The following is a 16,857-nucleotide window of genomic DNA, read 5'->3' on the forward strand; positions in this document are numbered from 1 at the left end:
GCGACTTGGCCGGATGATCGGCGGGCGCATCGGCGTCGGTGACCGCATCGGCGGATATACCGTGTCCGCACGTCTCGGTTCCGGCCGGTACGGCGTGTGCTTTCTCGCCGAGGATCCGTCCGGTCGGCGTGTGGTGCTCAAACGGTTCCGCCGCCGGATGCTCAGACGCAACGCCGGCAGCAACCATTACGAGGCGGTGATTCTCTCCGGACTGTCGCATCCTGCCATACCGCAGCTGCTCGGCGTGGTCAACGATCGCACCGGCTACTGGTTCGTGTTGGAATGTCAGCCTGGGCGAACGCTGCGCAGTTGGCTGTTCGACGGACATCGGACGTTCACCCGACATGAGATCGCCGACATCGGCGTTCGGTTGCTCGAGATCGTGACGTATCTGCATGACCGGAGCGTGATCCACGGTGATATCAGCATCGCGAACGTTCTATATGACGACGCTGATGCCACCGACGGCGGTGTTGCCGGAGCCGATGCCGAAGACGGTGATGACGGGGACGTCGCCCGCGGTCGTGTCTCCCTGATCGACTTCGGCCTGGCTCGGTATATCGGTAGTCGGATCGGCGAGGTGCCGATCGGTGATATCGGTCTCGACCATGCACGGCTGGCCGACGTGCTGCTGTATCTCATGTATTCGTGCGAGAACCTGAGCCGTGGATGTGATCGGGCGGCATGGTACGACGATCTGCGGTTGACCGCAGCCCAGCGGGAATGCATGAAGAGGCTGATGGGATTCGGCACTCCGTATGTCGACACCGCGTCGGCCTCTTCGGATTTCCGTCGGGCCTTCGCCGACTGGTCATGAATCACAGGGCGAAGGCGAGCTCTTCGCGCAGCGCCTTGCGATTCGGATACTGGGCGACGATCCTGTGCGCGAGTTCGCGCATCTCATCGTCGCCGAACACCTCCGCGTACCGGCGAAGCTGCTTGGCTACCTGACGATACGTCGTGCGATGGGCATTCATGCCCCGACGCCCCGTACCGGCGATAATTGCCTTCGCGTCAAGAGCGCCGTCTGGCAGGGCGTTGCTGATTGCCTGACGGGCGTCCTCCGGATGGCTGATGGCCATGGTTTTCAGCAGCGGCAGCGAGGGATAGTCGATGGTCACGCAGTAGGTGAGCGCGGCATCGGACAGTCGTTCCTCGACGATGAGTTTCTCGTAGGCGGGATTGGTCCAGACGCTGCTTCGTCGTCCGCTTTCGATCTCATACAACGGCATGTCAGACCGCGTTCTGATGCGTTCCGCGATATTGCGGGAGCATTCGCGGGCGAGGGTGCGGGCCATGTCATGCCATTGCTCGTCGTCCGTACCGTTGAGCTTCATCAGACGCCGAAATCGTGACACGTATCCGGCATCCGATTTGGTATTGCAATTGACGATAAGGAACCGATAGACGTCGGCGAGCCTATCGACGTCGTTCATGCCCTCGGCACAGCATTCGAGTACGGTATGCCATCCATGCGGAAGCAATCCGTCCAACAGACCGTTGCGCACGATCTCAAGGTCCGCGTCCAACTTGTCCGAGCACCGATCGAGATGATCGGCAACCAGCTGGTAGGCGTCAGCGAAACGGCGGCTCTTCATCAGTGTTATCGCGTGCATGAGCAGCAGGGGAGCAGAATCGGGGTTCTCCCTCCACAGTTCCTGACATCCCGATTCGTCGTCCGTCATGCGTCGTAGATCGTAGGCCACCATCAGCACGTACCGATACAGCTCATGGCGGGATATCCGCATCATCTCATGCGGCAGCTCATGGTCATGCTCAGGGCCGAACCGTTCGAGGGCCGTATCGATGACGTCATAGGCCCACATGATCTTGTCGTCGTGATGGGCGAAGGCGAGTGCCCCGGCCAGCAGCATGGCGGCGTCCGACGGCTGCTGGAACTGGATCTGCGGAGCATGGGCGGCTTGGGCGATCTCGCCCAGTGCCTTGCCTGCCGTTGTTGAATCCGCGTATTGAGCCACGTTTTCCAGGTAGCAGCGGATTCGGTTGACTAGCATGGCGCTTTCATCCACCAGTTCGCGCCCATCGCCATCGAACGAACCCGTGAACGCCGTCAATGCCTGTACGCAGGTCGACAGGTTCACGCAGGCGTTCGCATAATCCGTCGAATGCAGGGCATTGTAGGCAACCGTGCGCAGACCCCAAAGCGCCTGTTCCAGTTCCGGATCCTCCGACGATTCGAGGTACTCGTCGTCGTCCGAGAGTCTTTCTGACCGAGGAAAGGCATCGTCTGACCCGGTGACATGGTCATGATCGTCATTGTCGTCATGACGCCCATGACCATGTCGAGCGTGATATTCGGCCAATGGTTCGAGAACCATGCGTTCGGCTTCCGTCGGGGGAATGAGCGTCTGTTCCTTCTCCGAGCGAAGATACTCCGCATAATGCCGGCAGAGCGGCGACCAGAAGAACAGCAGGTTCTTGCCGTCCGATTCAATGACCTGCTGTTCGATACGTTCAAGGATCCCATCCAACACGTAATGCGGCACGGCGGTCCGCTGTTCGTGGGACTCATGAGAGAACGCATCATTCCTTGGCGTTGTCTTCTCGAACCGTGCGCGGAGCGCATACAGCGCGGCTCCCACATGCTTGCAGTACGGGGTTCGCAGATACGGGCAGGTACAGGCCGTGGACATCACGCGACGATCATGCCGGTTGCGGGGATCATGGGGATCGAGGCCGGACTCTTCGGTCTCTGCGGTATCGATGGCGTCGAAGGCGGACTCGTCGTTGAGTCGAATGTCCACATCATAACCGGAACCTTCGCTGCCCGTGACTCGCGCATGGAACAACGATGGCGCTATTTCCTCGATGCCTTCCACACGACCGTCCTGCCAGTAGTCGAGGGCTCGTTCGAGGATCTGTGGAACGTCATCGAACATGCGCTCGAATTCGTCCAGCAAAGGTTTCGGCGGAAGTGACATGGCGGATTCAGTCCTCCTCATGCCAATGGGGGTTCTGTCCGAAGGTGTAGCCTTCGGGGTTGTCCATGGCGGCGATGTCGCGCATATCCTGCTCGTCGAGCTCGAAGCCCGTGAGGTCAAGGTTGGCGCGCTGACGTTCACGGTTCATCGACTTCGGAATCGCCACGTCGCCCAGCTGCAGGTGCCAGCGCAGGATCACGGCGACGGGGGAGACGCCGTGCTTGTCGGCGATGCGCACGATGTCCGGATCCCTGAGCATCTGGTTGGCTCGGCCGAGAGGGCTCCACGCCTCGGTGATGATGCCGTGCGACTCGTCGTAGGCGCGCTGCTCGCTCTGCTGGAAGAACGGGTGCAGCTCCACCTGATTGACCGCCGGGGTGACTCCGGTGGCGCGGATGAGCAGATCGATGTGGCCGGGCAGGAAATTGCTCACGCCGATATGCTTGACGATGCCCTGCTTCCTCGCGTCCACAAGCGCCTGCCACGCCTCCACGAACTGACCCTGCGAGGGGTTCGGCCAGTGGATGAGATACAGGTCGATGTAGTCGAGTCCCATGCGGGCCACGGACTCCTCGATCGTCGAGCGCGCCTGATCGTACTGATGATGGCGTCCCGGCAGCTTCGAAGTGACGATGATCTGTTCGCGAGGCACCTCGGATTCACGGATCGCTTTGCCGACCACACCCTCGTTCTCATAGTTGAACGCCGAATCGATGAGTCGGTAGCCGACCTCGATGGCCGAACGCACGGCTTCGACTCCGGCGAATCCGTTCACCCGATAGGTGCCGAACCCTATGGCGGGCAGCTCCAGTCCGTCGTGCGCGCGACGTACGGGGATGTTCGGCGGCTCCAGCAATGTCATGATGTACTCCTTATGAGAAGAACGAATGCCATGATCAACTGTACTCGCGTATCACGCGATCCCCCCGGACGGCAATTGCCGATATAGTGGTAGAGAGCGTACCAATGGGGGTTGTCACGACATGAACGACAAGGATTTCCGCAACGACGATGCAGACGTGAACGGCGAGCGCGTTCGACTGCTCGCCGAGATCGACGGGATTCGCAGTCGGATCACGGAGACGATATTCCGCACTGAGGAGGTCAGCCGACAGATCATTCCCGGCATCAAGGCTGATTTCTGGATGAAGATCGGCGTGTGGAGGGTTCGTCTTGTCAAGGCCGATCTGGCGGCCCGTCGTGCCAAACGTCGATATGCTCTGGCGCGGTCGTCCGTCAATCGTGGTCGATCCATTGATGGGCAGTTGATCGAAAAACGGTTGGACGATGAGTTGGCCGCGTGGCGCGAACGAGTGCGGGTCGAGTCCGGGAAACTGAATACATGGTTGTCATGGAGGAGCTCGACGGTTACGCTGAGCGCGTCCTCGACGAAGGAGCTGAAGCGTCTGTTTCGTCGGCTGGCTCGCCGGTGCCATCCCGATCTGCATCCCGGTGACGAAAGACGGGCCGAATACTATGCGATGGCGCAGCATGCACTGGTTTCCGGCGATCTCGATATGATGAAGGCATTGGATGTCGCCACCGCGGATATGACGGACGATATGGGTCTTGACCGACTCAGTGCCGAGGAGCTTCGGTTCGAGATCGATATGCTGGAGGATCGTCTCCGTTCCGTGAAGCATCGGCTGGAGGTGCTGACCTCCACGGAACCGTATACGTTGGGTGATCGCCTTTCCGATGTCGAATGGGTGACCGGACAGGTGAATGCGCTGCGTGATCGAATCGACGCCCACGAAGCTTCGCGCAGGTACTACGACGAACGCTATGAGGAACTGATGAAAGGAGTTGATCATGATTGATCCGATGAGATCCTCCGACTCGGGAGGACTGGTACCGCTGCCCGGCGACGAAGACGGGGAGCTGGCACTATTCGGCGGGATCGCCGGGGACGTCGATATGCCGAAACCGTATGCCGATGCGATCACGCTTATCGAGCGAACGTATCTGGTGGGCAGCCGCGGGTTCGGCGACAGTGGCGCCAGTGACCAGGCGCTGAGAGGACTGAACGAGAAGACGGCGGAGTCCGATGGGACGGCACGATTGCGGCTGGAACGCGAACCGCAGGACGCACAGGATCGCTGGGCGGTGAAGGTGTATGCGGGCGACGTGCCGATCGGGTATCTGCGTGCGCATGAGAACGAGATCATCGCCAGGCTGATGGACGCGGGCAAGCATGTGTATGCCGAGTATTTGGAAACGGAGACGCTGGGCGACTACCATCGCCTGTGGGTAAGGCTGGTGCTTGATGACTGACGACGTCTACGATGACGAGGATGATTGGGGCCCGGCCCCTTGGCCGTTGTGGAGCGCCCATCCCGACATTCCGGTGTACGAGGAGGGAGGACTGCTGTTCTTCCTGTACGACGATCCGATTATCGGTCCGATCCTGCCTTCGATGTTCATCACGGTACCCGTCGAGGATGAGGACGATCACGGGGAGATCGTCAAGGGGCGTGATCGCATCGACTGCTATCCACATGTGCGGCAACGGCCGTTGAACCCGCCGCTGGGTATTGGGCATGCCGGCGAAGCGCCGTTCGGCGTTCCGTTCTACGACAGCGGGGAGGACGACTCGGACGAGTGCGACAAGGCGGATGTTTCCGACCCGTACGGCGAGCGCGCACTGCAATACGGCGGCATGTACTACACGGAAGGCATGGGGCTCACCGCGATCGAGGATCGTGAAGCGCGAATCGACTGTTTCCGTGCCGCCGAAGTGCTGTACCGCCATTCGGCGGGACGCGGCAACCCGGTCGGCTGGCTGTGCTTGGGGTACATCTATGCCTATGACCGGTGCGAGGGGAGGTATTTCCGGTCGTATTTCGATAACTTCGGCGTGGTTCCGCCAAAGCCCGATGTCGATACGATGGCGTTGGAATCCTTCCGGCGCGCCGCCGAGGAGGATCTCGCCGAAGGCTGCTACAAGTATGGCGACATGCTGGACGAGGGGCGTGGATGCGATCCGGACTATGGCAGGGCGTTGTCGATGTTCCGCAAGGCGTTTGAACTGGGCAGGGATGATTCGCCGCGCATATGGGGGAGCGCCGCACTGCGTCTGGCACGGGCGTACAACGATGCGAAAGGCTGTGACCGCGACTGTCGGGAGGCGCTGCACTGGTATGAGCTGGCTCGCACCGGTCTTGAAATGAAGGTACGGGATGGCGGCGGATCATACGACGCACGCCTGTGGGAGGCCGAAGCCGGCGTCATGGACATGCGGCAGGAACTCCGTCTGCAGGGAGCGTGAGTGGATGGACCAGGCGATCCGTCTGATGAGAACAGCGGAACCTTATCTCGTTCGTGCCCAAGACATTGATGAGGAATTCCATGGGATGATTCCGAGAGGCATTCATTTTGTATGCCCGTATTGCAATCGGCCGGTCATTCCCGCAGCCATGGGCTTGCGGAGCCCCTCTCGGCTCCCATATGCCAAATCCCCTCATTTCAAACATCGTAGGAACGATGAATGGGCGCGGCAATGCCAGCTATATCAGAGTGGTACTAGCACGGTTCTTTATGATTCGATCGTGCCCTCACTGTTGATGCTCCTGCGCAGGGTTCAGAGTCGCGATCATGCCGATGCTTTCCGAGTCGAATTCAGTCTGCGACGTAGAAGACTAACCTTTCTGAAAAATGTTCTGTCGGATGATGACGTCATCACCGTGGACGGTGAACGACATTCACTGAGGTACCTGACGGAACGGCGAGGCCGGACCATCACGATCAGTCATCCGCTCGGCGATGTGGAATCCCGTATTCTTATTCCGGAAAAGTGGTGGAAATATGTGGGATCCGCCGAGAACAGCAGAGGAGTAATGCTGTTCTCGGATGCCTTCGGTACCGACGGAGGCCGGTATCTGTGCAAGGGTGCTGCTTTGCACACCGGTATTGATTATTATGTGGTCACTGACCGGCGGCGAGGTCGGGAACTCGAGTCGATATTCGATGTATCGAAATTAGCTGGACGACTGATCGGAGAAAGTAAAACGGTCGTATACCGAGTAAGGGTGTCTCCTACTTCTCATCATCGTAATCGTGTCGATGACTGGCTGGGAACGTATGGATACTGTCTTTCGGATGTCGATCGTTCCGCGCAGCTGGTATGGCCGCCGAGTCTGAGATCATTCGGCGTTGACGAACCGCTGTTCCGCAGGTCCATGCCGATTTACCAGTTCCCGTACCGAATACCGGGAAGCGCCAACGCTGATCGGGTGGACCGACGGTCATTCGACCTGCGAAACTCTCGCAGCATCGGGTTCGTGGGATTCGACCGGGAGTTGAACCCAACGTATGAGCTAGAATCGTCATGTTTGTTCTTCAAACCAAACAGGCACATGCCTTGGGGCGCCGTACTATTGGGTCGGACGTTTCCTGATGACCTGCATCCCGCCGAAATCGACATGCCAAACACGTTCGATGGTTCGTCGGTTATGGCGACCTCAGAGGGGACATCGGGCTTCACGGGTGAGGATCCGCGATTGCTGTTCGGGCACGGCGCCGATGTGGCACGTAGGCGTATGAGGCAGAGCCCCGAGCGCACTGGACGCAATGGTTCGCAAGGCGAACGCATCGCCCGCACACGAGAAGGAATATGATCATGGTCTGGCTGAACGATTCCGAATACGATCATTCCTCTGTTTGCTTTGCCAAGCGAGGACAAGGCAAAGAGATCAGTGCGTTGTATCGGATCATGGATTATCACCGTGGACTGGATTCAAGAGAGCATTACGAATGGGCATATTGGGAAAACACGCCTGAAGAGATTAAACGAGGGATTTCGCGTGATGATCCCGAGGACCCGATTTCGCTTTATAGAGCGGAGGTGCTGACTGCGATGGGTGCCAACGATGATTTCATCTTTCTCAAGTGGAGTCCCAACGAAGATACACCCAACAGGCCGTGGGTACTGAACCCATATGTCAGACACTATGATTCTCCTGCATTGTATGAGGTAATTAACTGTCCGGGAGTGAATGATGTTCAAGGCCTTCGCGATAGGCTGGTCAAAGGATGGCAGTACCGAGGGATTCCCGCGAATCAGTTGCTGGTGGCGTATGCGGAGAGTGATGACAAGATCAGAGTCGTATTGATCGATCGGCATGATCTCATTTATGGAGACGGGTGGCTTCGCCTTGACAGGAAAGGATCCTTGACCGCGCAGCGATACATGCTGAACAGGGACATGGTTTCAAGGATTCCGAGAGCTTTGACTGAACGCGGACAGGATCGATATGTCTACGAAAGTCCATCGCTGCCGGATCCGGATGACTTGGTGCTCATTCAGCCATTGTCGGAATACATCAAGCGGTATGCGCAATGGTTTTTCGACAGTGCATCCGTCACTGTAGGAGATGCGGATGCCATACGCGTCGCCGCGATGGTCGATATTGCGCTTAAGGCCCCGAATCGTCTGGAGAGTTTCCTTGGTGCTCATATTGCCACGTCGGATATTACGCAAATACGTCAACTACTGGCGAGGATGAAACACCCCGATACGGAAGTCATGAACGGTCTGATTCGGGAAACGCTGAAGAATGACGACGCGTTCGTGAAGCAGTGCCGCAACGAGGTTCTGCGGAGCTTGGATGATGAAATCGCTCAGAGAAAGACGGATCTGCATCAACTTGAGGAGGACGCGAAACAACAAGTCGCCGCAAACGATGATCTTGTCAATCAGGAGAAGCAACTCAACCGGCAGATTGAGGAAATCCGTCAGCAAATCGAATCCGAGCGGACGAAGCTGAATGATATCGAGCAGAAGAAAGAGCAGGCGTTATCCCGTCTTGAGGAGGATGCCGTGCTGAGGCTCGGTTTGCAGGCTACGGCCCGATTTGCTTCCGAACGTCAGTCAGATCCGGCCGATGTGAATGCTTTGAGACCCTCCCGCTACCCGGAATCCGGTATTCCAGCACCCGTCAACGGATTTGCCGATGCTTTGAAACGCAATCTGAGACAGTTCGGTATCGCGTCTGTTCAGGAATCTGCCGACCTTAGTATGTTGGCCGATGGCATATGGTCCACCTTGTCGGCAACCCATCTGCTGGCCGTTGACTCTATGTTTGCGATTCCTCTGGCCAACGCGCTCTCATACTCGATGCAGGGTGTTCCGGCGGCTCATGTCAGTGTGCCAATGGATTGGGCTGATTCCTCGACGTTGGATGATCTGATGAACGATGAGCATCAACACGTGCTTGTACTGGATGGTTTGTTCGACACTGTCAACGAAAATACGCTATTCCAAATCTCCCGCACGCAATCGAAGACCATCACCATACTGCCGGTGGGTGCATACGGCAATCTCCGTCTGGTGGCCAGAGAGGTCTGGAATAGGGTATTCTACGTGCCGACCGAACGGTATACGGTACTCCCTCATTCAGGATCGACGCCTGTATTCGCGCATGGTTCGGGATTGAATCCTACCGTGAGTGGAAAAACCATTCTCGCCAAGGTCGAGACTCTTGGAAAGCACATCGGTGGTGGGCTTCCTCCAACGACATTGGTGTTACCGGCTACCGTAGTCGTTGCGGGAGATCTGCTGAAAATCAAGGGAACCGGTCAGTGGATCTCGCCACATCTTACGCTGCAGCTATCGCTCTATCGGGGACTGGACCATGCAAAATCATTCGCTAATGGCTGCAAGGATTTCTATTCATGTAACACCTTGCTGACGCGTGTCTGGAATCGTAATGGTCGGTAGGATACTGGATGACATGGCCACGGATCTCGGTCTTGTCCAAATCCGTGATGAGTCGGACGAAAAGTTTGCTGCTCGGACGGTGTACTCTGCGTTGAGGTTCTGGATGCAGGCGTTCTGTCTGGATGACGGTTACGGCGGCATCTACGGCATTGATAGGCGGACCGTAGAACGCAAGTCAACGGCGTGGCTGGAAACGCTGTCGAGCCCGTATCCAACTATCCGGCAATGGTTCGGGAACAACGATCGACATATCGTGCGGCGCATATTGTCTCTGATGGTTACTTCACGAAATCTGATGGTCACGGATGAAGGCATGTATCGTTGCGTTATCGCTCATACCGAGCGAATCACCGAGGATTGTGAGATGCTGTCCGGATTGGTGGATCCAACGGAATCGGAGAGAATCACAGCAGACAATAGACGGCAGTTGCCGTTTTCAGGATTGACCGCGGCGGTATCCCGTCAAATACCGGATGCGAGTCCTAGGCTATGGGTCGGTAATAACGCCGATGCCGATGATGATATTCCTCAGGCTCAAATCAAATCGTTGGACAACCATCACTGTCTACTCATTATCGATACTGTTCCGCCTGCCAACCTAGCATCCGCACGATTGATCAATATGCTATCGTGGCCTCGATACTCGGTGGATGATGCACTCCACCGCGTATTTCGTCACGAATATAGGAACATCATCCTAAACGCATTGCAGCACGACATTGTAACCATCTATGACGATATGTGACGATGCTGCGAATAGGCACGATCGTGCTGTTGTCACGGGGCGCGAGTTCCAGGGCATGCAGCCAATTCTTTCAACCGTGTGGCGGCAATGGACTTAACCCGACGATCCGACCGTAGTGACTGCGCCTCATCATGCCTTCAAAGAAATAAGTACGTGGAAGCGATGCGATAGCGCAGTCAAGTGTGACGGGCATCGGGTGTCCGTCACACCCATTGCGCGAGAGGCATTGTACAATGATCGTTATGACTGATCCGATTCCTACCGCCGGTGAGACCACGATCATTGGTATCCCGGCCATTCATATTCCGATTACCACAGCGGGGGACAGGCCCCTTACCCAGCAGGATCTGGATACGATCGCACGCCTGAACGACAATTCGGCGTTGCTGATTTCCACGCGTGGTGCCGTATCCGGTTCCCGCTATCTGCTTGATGAGGACGTCATCAATGTAGGGCGAGATCCGAAGGCGGACATCCTGCTTGACGATTCCACGGTCTCCCGCGCCCACGCGATCTTCCGTCGCAACGGCAATCAGTTCACCGTGCAGGACGCCGGTTCTCTCAACGGTACGTATGTGAACCGTCAGCGGGTTGAGGAAGCGGTGCTGCATAACGGCGATGAGATCATGATCGGCAAGTTCCGTTTGGTGTTCTTCACGAAATCGGCGGTCGTTGCCCGCTGATCGATTTCCCGCGGTCTAGACTGGCATCAGGGCATGTCGATTACGAGGTGATGTGCTTGCGAAGGGATGTACGGTGATGGACGGTCAGGGGACTTCGGGAACTTCGCGGTTTGATCTCGGCTCGGATAATGCTGTGCAGGGGAGTCTGTTCGAAACCGCGAATACTGTGCATGAGACGAGGGGATACCGGGGCACCGTGGCTTCACGGGTCGCCGGTATCACCTATCGTCAGCTTGACTATTGGGCTCGCAAGCAGATCGTCGAGCCTTCCATCAATCCCTCTCATGGTTCCGGTTCACGCCGTCTGTATTCCTTCAAGGATGTGGTGATACTGGCGGTTTCCAAGAGACTTCTGGATGCCGGGGTGAATCTGCAGAACGTGACCGGAGCGCTCGGCGTGCTGATGAGGCACACCGCCGACGAGCTTGAGGACATCACCATCATGTGCGACGGCGAAACCGTATACGAATGCACCACCGACGAACAGGTGATCGCTCTGGTCCGTGGCGGCAAGGCTGTGTTCGGCGTGTCCGTCGGCGCACTGTGGCATCACGTCAGGGACGCATTGAGCCACGAGGATTTCGTGGATCTCACGAATCGCAACATCACTCGTAATCCCGGACGTCCCATCGACGAGCTCACGGCGCGACGTCTGAGAAAGAAGCTGGAACTTCAGTCCCAGGAACGTCGCCGTGTCGCCCGTGAACTCTAGTCGGTTCGCTATTCGTCGCTGTCCGAATCGTCGAGCAGAACCTTGAGCTGTCCGTTCTTCACGGAGAAGGAGCCGGAAACAGCCCCTGTCACATCGTTCTCCCCGGATGTTGGGCCCATGAATCCTTCGAGTGAGGCCCACTGGTATTGATAGGTGATGTGAACCTGCATGTCATCGGTTCGGAACGTGCTGTCGAGCGGGTTCAATTCGTTCAAGGTGGGGGAGCCGGCAGTCAGCTTGCGGTTGATATTGCTGTATTTCTTTGTGTCATACCCGTAGTCCGTATAATCGGTTTCGAGGCCACCGTTGATGAAGCCGCATCCGGCATCGGACGTCTCGTGCGAGGTTAGGCATTCGTCGACATGCTGCTTGATCTGATCATTGATTTCGGTTTTCAACGTATCCTTTGCCTGCGGCTTCAGTATGATGCTCGGAGCATAATCGTCGATGCGATTCGTAGCGGCTGTGAGATATTTCGAATCCTTCGTGGCGACATCGTAGCTACCGGGATACAGGTACAGAGCGTACGAGTGTGCGGACTTGGATGAGCCATCGGAGGAATCTCCAGTGGAGGAATCGGATTCCCCCTGCAACGAAGTGGATATTTGCGTAAGATCCACGGTCTTGCCGTTGACGGTGATGGAATCGACGTACCTGGGTACGGTCAGCGAGGCTTTCGTCAGCATCGGAGTGGTAATGGTCCATCGGTCAAACAGCAGCCAGGTTCTTCCCGTCCTCTCGACAGTCAGGATCCTGTCGGCATGAAGACCATTCACGGTATAGGCGATTCTATAGGTCTTCGAATCACGGGTGGAATCCTGTTCGGAGACGGAAACATCCTTGATCAGATGATCCCCCGCGGCCATGCCATCGGAGAGCAGTACCCTCTCTTTGACATCGACTTTGGGATCTACCATTGCGGTTGCGCTTGAGAAACGTCCCTCGGAGACGGCCGTCACATAGGCATCCACCGTTCGCCGCGGAGAAAACACCGTATGGTTGAGTATGACGATGCCGATCGCTCCCAGCATGAATACTGCGCAGAGCACGAATCCTGTGATGAACGCTTTGGAGTGAGCGAGGAATATCGTCCTTGCCTGATTCGAAAGGGAGATCTTCGGCAGGTCGGCTCCGCATTGGGTGCAGAAACGATCGTTGAAGGAACGGGAAGCATGGCATTTGGGGCAGGTGAACATGGCTTCCTCCTACATCGAAGCGACGACGATTCTGACAATGCCTTGCAGGATGGCCCATGCGACAAACCAGAACGTCGCATGTGACAGCAGACAGATCAGCAGGTCGGCGCTCCATACCCACACGCGGTCGAGACCATGCCTGCTGTCGCATCGGGCGGCATAGGCGAGAGGCGTAACGAACACCATCAGTCCTCCGATGGCCAGAAGAACCAGGGATGGGATGAATGTTCCGTTGCCCAATGCTGCGAACAGCAGCGATGCGAGATTGATCAGCGTCAATGGCATCAGATGCTGCGAGACCCGAACATGTGTTTCCCGGAACGGAACGGATACACCATGGGTGTATCCGCCGATGCAGCAGAGCACCACGGTCAGGTACAGCAGTGCGAGTACGACCAGAGAGCAGTACACCCAATGGAACAGCGGCACGGTTACGGAAGGCGTGTCATCGAAGGGATTGCCGCCATAGGAGTAACCCGTCATCCAGTATCTGATGTTCGCAAGTACGCCATTCGCGTCGTTGAACCAGTGCCAAGCCCATACATATTGAATCAGCCCGACGACGGCGGCATTGCAGGAAAGGGGGACAATCGGCCACCATGACTGAGTTTTATATTCCCCCGAAGGCCGTATGAACGACGACTTCAGCCACGTTCCCAGCCCATTTGTGGCAGATGCGGGATTCTGTATGGTAGACATCGTCGTCTGCGTATCGGCAGATGTCGGAACGGCAGCGCCCCCTGCAGGGGGCGCGGAGACGGATCCAAGAGCCGCATCGGATAACGCAGCTGTGCGATGGGTTGCAGTAGGGGGATTCTGCGGAATCGGCGCGCCGAGTGGCGTGCCGCAAGATCGGCAGAATCTGGCCCGATCTTTGTTCTCCGTTAAGCATTTCCGGCAAATCTTCATAATGACTCCATCCTCTCTTCAAGGAGGATAATACCCCCCCCCTATATCCGATTATATCCATCAGAGAACGGGGGGGCTGGTTTTTGGATTCCCAGCATCCTTTCGTTCTCAATGGATACAACCGGACAAAAACAGGGAGGAGATCCGACGAGCTTATTCTCGAGGTTCTGGAGCCTTTGCCGGATCACCGGAACCGGTCAGCGCGTGCCGCCGTTCATGTAGTCGATATCGTAGCCTTCGGCCGTGTTGTAGACGATGACATGCTGGTCGATGGAACGGTCGGAGGATCGGATGTCCACGCTTACCGTGCGGGGCAGCAGTTCGGACCCGGAGTAGTGCGGGGCTGCCATGTAGTCGATCGTGCCGTTCGGATGGGTTTTCAGCCAGTCGCGGGCCAGGGTCTCCGTATAGGCCATGCCACCGGGCGTGGCGTCGTTATCGCCCACGTTCTGGGTCCTGGTACCGGTGACCATGTTGCGTGCCGAATCCTCGCCACCCAATGATTTGGCGATCAGGTGCGATTTGTTGAACAGGTAGCCGTGGTAGGTGCGGCCCGAAGCCATCCGGATCGCAACCTTGGGGTTATGCTTCGGCCATCCGGTGATCGTTTCGGGCATGTGGCGTTCCCGGGCCGAACCGGATTTCATCATCCGATGGTCGATCACGCCGACCGCAGTGCCGGAGCGGTTCAGCGAGTCGGGGGAGGCGTATCGAATCGTGCCTGTGGAAGGCATGGAGCCTGCGGCCGAGAAGTTCGCCTTGCCGGTCACCAGATAGTAGTTGGGCGCCTCGTCGGAATCCCAATCGGCCATGTCCGAAGCCGTGCTACCATCAGTCCGTCCTGTCGAAATCGAAGATGACGCATCGGCATGCTCATCGTCGGAGATCTGCACCGTGCATGCCGACAATGGAACCAACAAGGCCAGCGAGGTCAGCAACGCCGCCAGCGTACGCTTGAGTGACATATCAACAACCCTTTCTGTTTTTCGGAGAGTCATCCTACAACAGAAATCGAGGCCGGTCTTTTCTTGATAAAAGGATCGCGGTCGAATTTGACGATGAGTACACTGAGATCAGGCGGGAGCATTCATTAGCGTTCGTATGCAGGTTCATGCGCCATCCGCCGATACAGCTCATGAACCTATATGCGTACCGAATCGTACTTCGTTGAACACAGAGGCGTTATGACCACCAGAACGATCACTTCTCATTCCATACTGATTCCTCTGACGCAATTGTCAGCGTGTCTGGTTGTTCTGGGGTTCCGCGTTGCCTTGGGGATAACGCTTCGCCCATGGTATGCATTCGATCAGGGGGCCGATGACCGTCTGCTGGTCGATCAGGCAAGTGGAGCCGCCGGACTGGGCTACGGCTATACGCTCGCCAAGAATCAGGGATATGCCATGCTCCTGAGAACCGCGCACGTTTTGAGAATCGACGTGGTAACACTTAACCTGCTGACTTTGATAACGGCGGCAGGACTTGCGGCATTGGCGGCGTGGGCGGCCTCTCGACGCCTATGGCCCGCTTCGCTGGCCTGGATCGGAGTACTGTGCTGGCCAGCTTCAATGGATGACTGGCTGGGGCTACGTGTATATCGCAACACGGTGTTCTTCCCGGCCATGATTGCTTTGATCGCCCTATGCGCTCTGTTGATCGTCTGCACCTGGCGTCTGGGCTCCGACAAGGAACGACTGCATGCGGGTTGGACCGTCGGAGCCGCCCTGTCGGCCATTGCGGCAGGGGGACTGGCGGCATGGCTTCAAACGTTGAAGGAGGATATGATCTGGCTGATTCCGGGCCTGCTGGTCGTATTGATGGCGACTGGACTGGCAGCCGCACGACATGGCCTGGCGAAATCAATACGGCTGGCAGTGGCCGTGATGTGCATACTATCCGTATCGGTTGGTGCACTGGGCATGGTCACGGCAAAGCAGTACATGCAAAGCCGATACGGGGTAGCATATCTCAATATGCGAACCGAAGGACCGGTGGCTGGATTCATCAAACGAATGACCGTCATCGATGCACCGGGACGTACCGATGATGTGTGGGCGCCGCCTCAGGCCATCAGGCAGGCGTTCGATGCCGCCGATGCACTGGATCAGTATCCCGAGATCGAGCGGTGGATGCTGTCGGATCATGGGTACGGCCAGCCATTGAAGGGGGACTTCGTAGGATGGCAACTGTTCAATGCCATCAGCAACAGTGGTCTCGGCTGGAGCAATCCGGCCGGGGTGTCCGATCTGTTCGATCATGCGAACGATCAAATCGACCATGCCTTCGAAGCAGGTAGTTTGAAGCGAGCCGCGGGATTCAAGCCGATTCCCTCGTTGCCTGCGATCGATGCGGGGGAAGTGCCTGACCTGGTTCGGCGCGCCAGTCTTGATTGGCTGCACGCCTGGATGCCGGGAGACCTGTTTACGCCGTCGAAGCCGGCAACGGACGGCTATTTCCAGTTGAGGCCCATGCCGCTTGGTCGGTTTTATGGAATGGAGTATCTGGGCATCGATCCAGGAAACCCGTTGCCTCAGCCACTGCCTTGGTTGACCCATGATCGAGCTCGCGACTGGTCGATGGCGCTGAACCGCATATGGACTCCCGTCGCTTTGATCATGTTGATCGTACTGCTGGCAGCCCCCGTGGTCGCGGTGGCCCGTAGAAGACGCACAGGATGGCTTCCGGTTATGCTGGCATTCGCAGCCTGGACGATCGCGGCCTATGGGTGGGCCTATTGCATGGCAACCGCATGGTTCGCCGGGTGGCTGCATTCTGCGCGCATCGAATTCTTCTATACGGCAGGTCTCGTCGCTCCGCTGATCGGAACGGCCTGTCTGATGGCGCTATGCGCGCTGATCGCGTCCATGAGCATCCGGCACGGTAATCGCGAATGATTCCCTAACAAGCGTCGAGACGCCAGAACGAGTCCCGCCCGGGCGACTTCAATGACGA

General features: G+C 57.3%; 15 protein-coding genes. 10 read left to right on the forward strand and 5 right to left on the reverse strand.

What is annotated here, in order from left to right:
• The first annotated feature begins 61 nt into the window (after positions 1-61).
• Positions 62-817, forward strand: a complete 756-nt coding sequence (locus Uis1B_RS06120) for a protein kinase domain-containing protein (RefSeq protein ID WP_165782757.1) — start codon at positions 62-64, stop codon at positions 815-817.
• Position 818: 1 nt separating this feature from the next.
• Here Uis1B_RS06120 and Uis1B_RS06125 read toward each other — a convergent pair whose 3' ends face one another.
• Both Uis1B_RS06125 and Uis1B_RS06130 read right to left on the reverse strand, forming a co-directional pair.
• On the reverse strand, positions 819-2,942 hold the full coding sequence (locus Uis1B_RS06125) for an SWIM zinc finger family protein (protein WP_133124860.1): 2,124 nt from the start codon (positions 2,940-2,942) through the stop codon (positions 819-821).
• Between the two features lie 7 nt (positions 2,943-2,949).
• On the reverse strand, positions 2,950-3,798 hold the full coding sequence (locus Uis1B_RS06130) for an aldo/keto reductase (RefSeq protein ID WP_101616713.1): 849 nt from the start codon (positions 3,796-3,798) through the stop codon (positions 2,950-2,952).
• Between the two features lie 127 nt (positions 3,799-3,925).
• Here Uis1B_RS06130 and Uis1B_RS06135 point away from each other — a divergent pair, with 127 nt between their 5' ends.
• The 8 genes from Uis1B_RS06135 (at position 3,926) to Uis1B_RS06170 (ending at position 11,800) form a co-directional block, all read left to right on the forward strand.
• Positions 3,926-4,762: a J domain-containing protein gene (locus Uis1B_RS06135; protein WP_101616535.1), complete on the forward strand. Its 837-nt coding sequence runs from the start codon at positions 3,926-3,928 to the stop codon at positions 4,760-4,762.
• Positions 4,755-5,216: an HIRAN domain-containing protein gene (locus tag Uis1B_RS06140; protein ID WP_101616537.1), complete on the forward strand. Its 462-nt coding sequence runs from the start codon at positions 4,755-4,757 to the stop codon at positions 5,214-5,216. Before Uis1B_RS06135 ends, Uis1B_RS06140 begins: the two co-directional genes overlap by 8 nt.
• Positions 5,209-6,210: a tetratricopeptide repeat protein gene (locus Uis1B_RS12025; RefSeq protein WP_165782759.1), complete on the forward strand. Its 1,002-nt coding sequence runs from the start codon at positions 5,209-5,211 to the stop codon at positions 6,208-6,210. The genes Uis1B_RS06140 and Uis1B_RS12025 overlap by 8 nt, the downstream gene beginning before the upstream one ends.
• A gap of 4 nt (positions 6,211-6,214) precedes the next feature.
• A complete protein-coding gene (locus Uis1B_RS11880) occupies positions 6,215-7,558 on the forward strand; it encodes a hypothetical protein (RefSeq protein WP_133124861.1) in 1,344 nt (447 codons plus the stop codon).
• A 2-nt stretch (positions 7,559-7,560) separates the two neighbouring features.
• Complete coding sequence (locus Uis1B_RS06155; protein WP_101616542.1) at positions 7,561-9,660, forward strand: hypothetical protein; 2,100 nt, start codon at positions 7,561-7,563, stop codon at positions 9,658-9,660.
• Positions 9,661-9,673: 13 nt separating this feature from the next.
• Positions 9,674-10,405 carry a hypothetical protein gene (locus tag Uis1B_RS06160; protein ID WP_133124862.1) on the forward strand — a complete coding sequence of 244 codons (732 nt, stop codon included), beginning with the start codon at positions 9,674-9,676 and terminating at the stop codon, positions 10,403-10,405.
• 242 nt (positions 10,406-10,647) lie between these two features.
• A complete protein-coding gene (locus tag Uis1B_RS06165; protein ID WP_101616546.1) occupies positions 10,648-11,088 on the forward strand; it encodes an FHA domain-containing protein in 441 nt (146 codons plus the stop codon).
• Positions 11,089-11,164: 76 nt separating this feature from the next.
• On the forward strand, positions 11,165-11,800 hold the full coding sequence (locus Uis1B_RS06170; protein WP_101616549.1) for a MerR family transcriptional regulator: 636 nt from the start codon (positions 11,165-11,167) through the stop codon (positions 11,798-11,800).
• Positions 11,801-11,808: 8 nt separating this feature from the next.
• Here Uis1B_RS06170 and Uis1B_RS06175 read toward each other — a convergent pair whose 3' ends face one another.
• The 3 genes from Uis1B_RS06175 to Uis1B_RS06185 all read right to left on the reverse strand — a co-directional run bounded on the left by Uis1B_RS06175 (position 11,809) and on the right by Uis1B_RS06185 (position 14,870).
• Entirely contained in the window at positions 11,809-12,717 is a 909-nt protein-coding gene (locus Uis1B_RS06175) for a hypothetical protein (protein WP_165782760.1), read from the reverse strand.
• Between the two features lie 288 nt (positions 12,718-13,005).
• Complete coding sequence (locus Uis1B_RS06180) at positions 13,006-13,695, reverse strand: hypothetical protein (protein ID WP_133124864.1); 690 nt, start codon at positions 13,693-13,695, stop codon at positions 13,006-13,008.
• Between the two features lie 407 nt (positions 13,696-14,102).
• Positions 14,103-14,870 (reverse strand): DNA/RNA non-specific endonuclease, encoded by a 768-nt coding sequence (locus Uis1B_RS06185; RefSeq protein ID WP_165782761.1) that lies wholly within the window; start codon positions 14,868-14,870, stop codon positions 14,103-14,105.
• A gap of 219 nt (positions 14,871-15,089) precedes the next feature.
• Here Uis1B_RS06185 and Uis1B_RS06190 point away from each other — a divergent pair, with 219 nt between their 5' ends.
• A complete protein-coding gene (locus tag Uis1B_RS06190; protein ID WP_101616558.1) occupies positions 15,090-16,799 on the forward strand; it encodes a hypothetical protein in 1,710 nt (569 codons plus the stop codon).
• The last annotated feature ends 58 nt before the right edge of the window (positions 16,800-16,857 follow it).

The organism is Bifidobacterium margollesii, from assembly GCF_002860355.1.
In the GTDB taxonomy this organism is placed as follows: domain Bacteria; phylum Actinomycetota; class Actinomycetes; order Actinomycetales; family Bifidobacteriaceae; genus Galliscardovia; species Galliscardovia margollesii.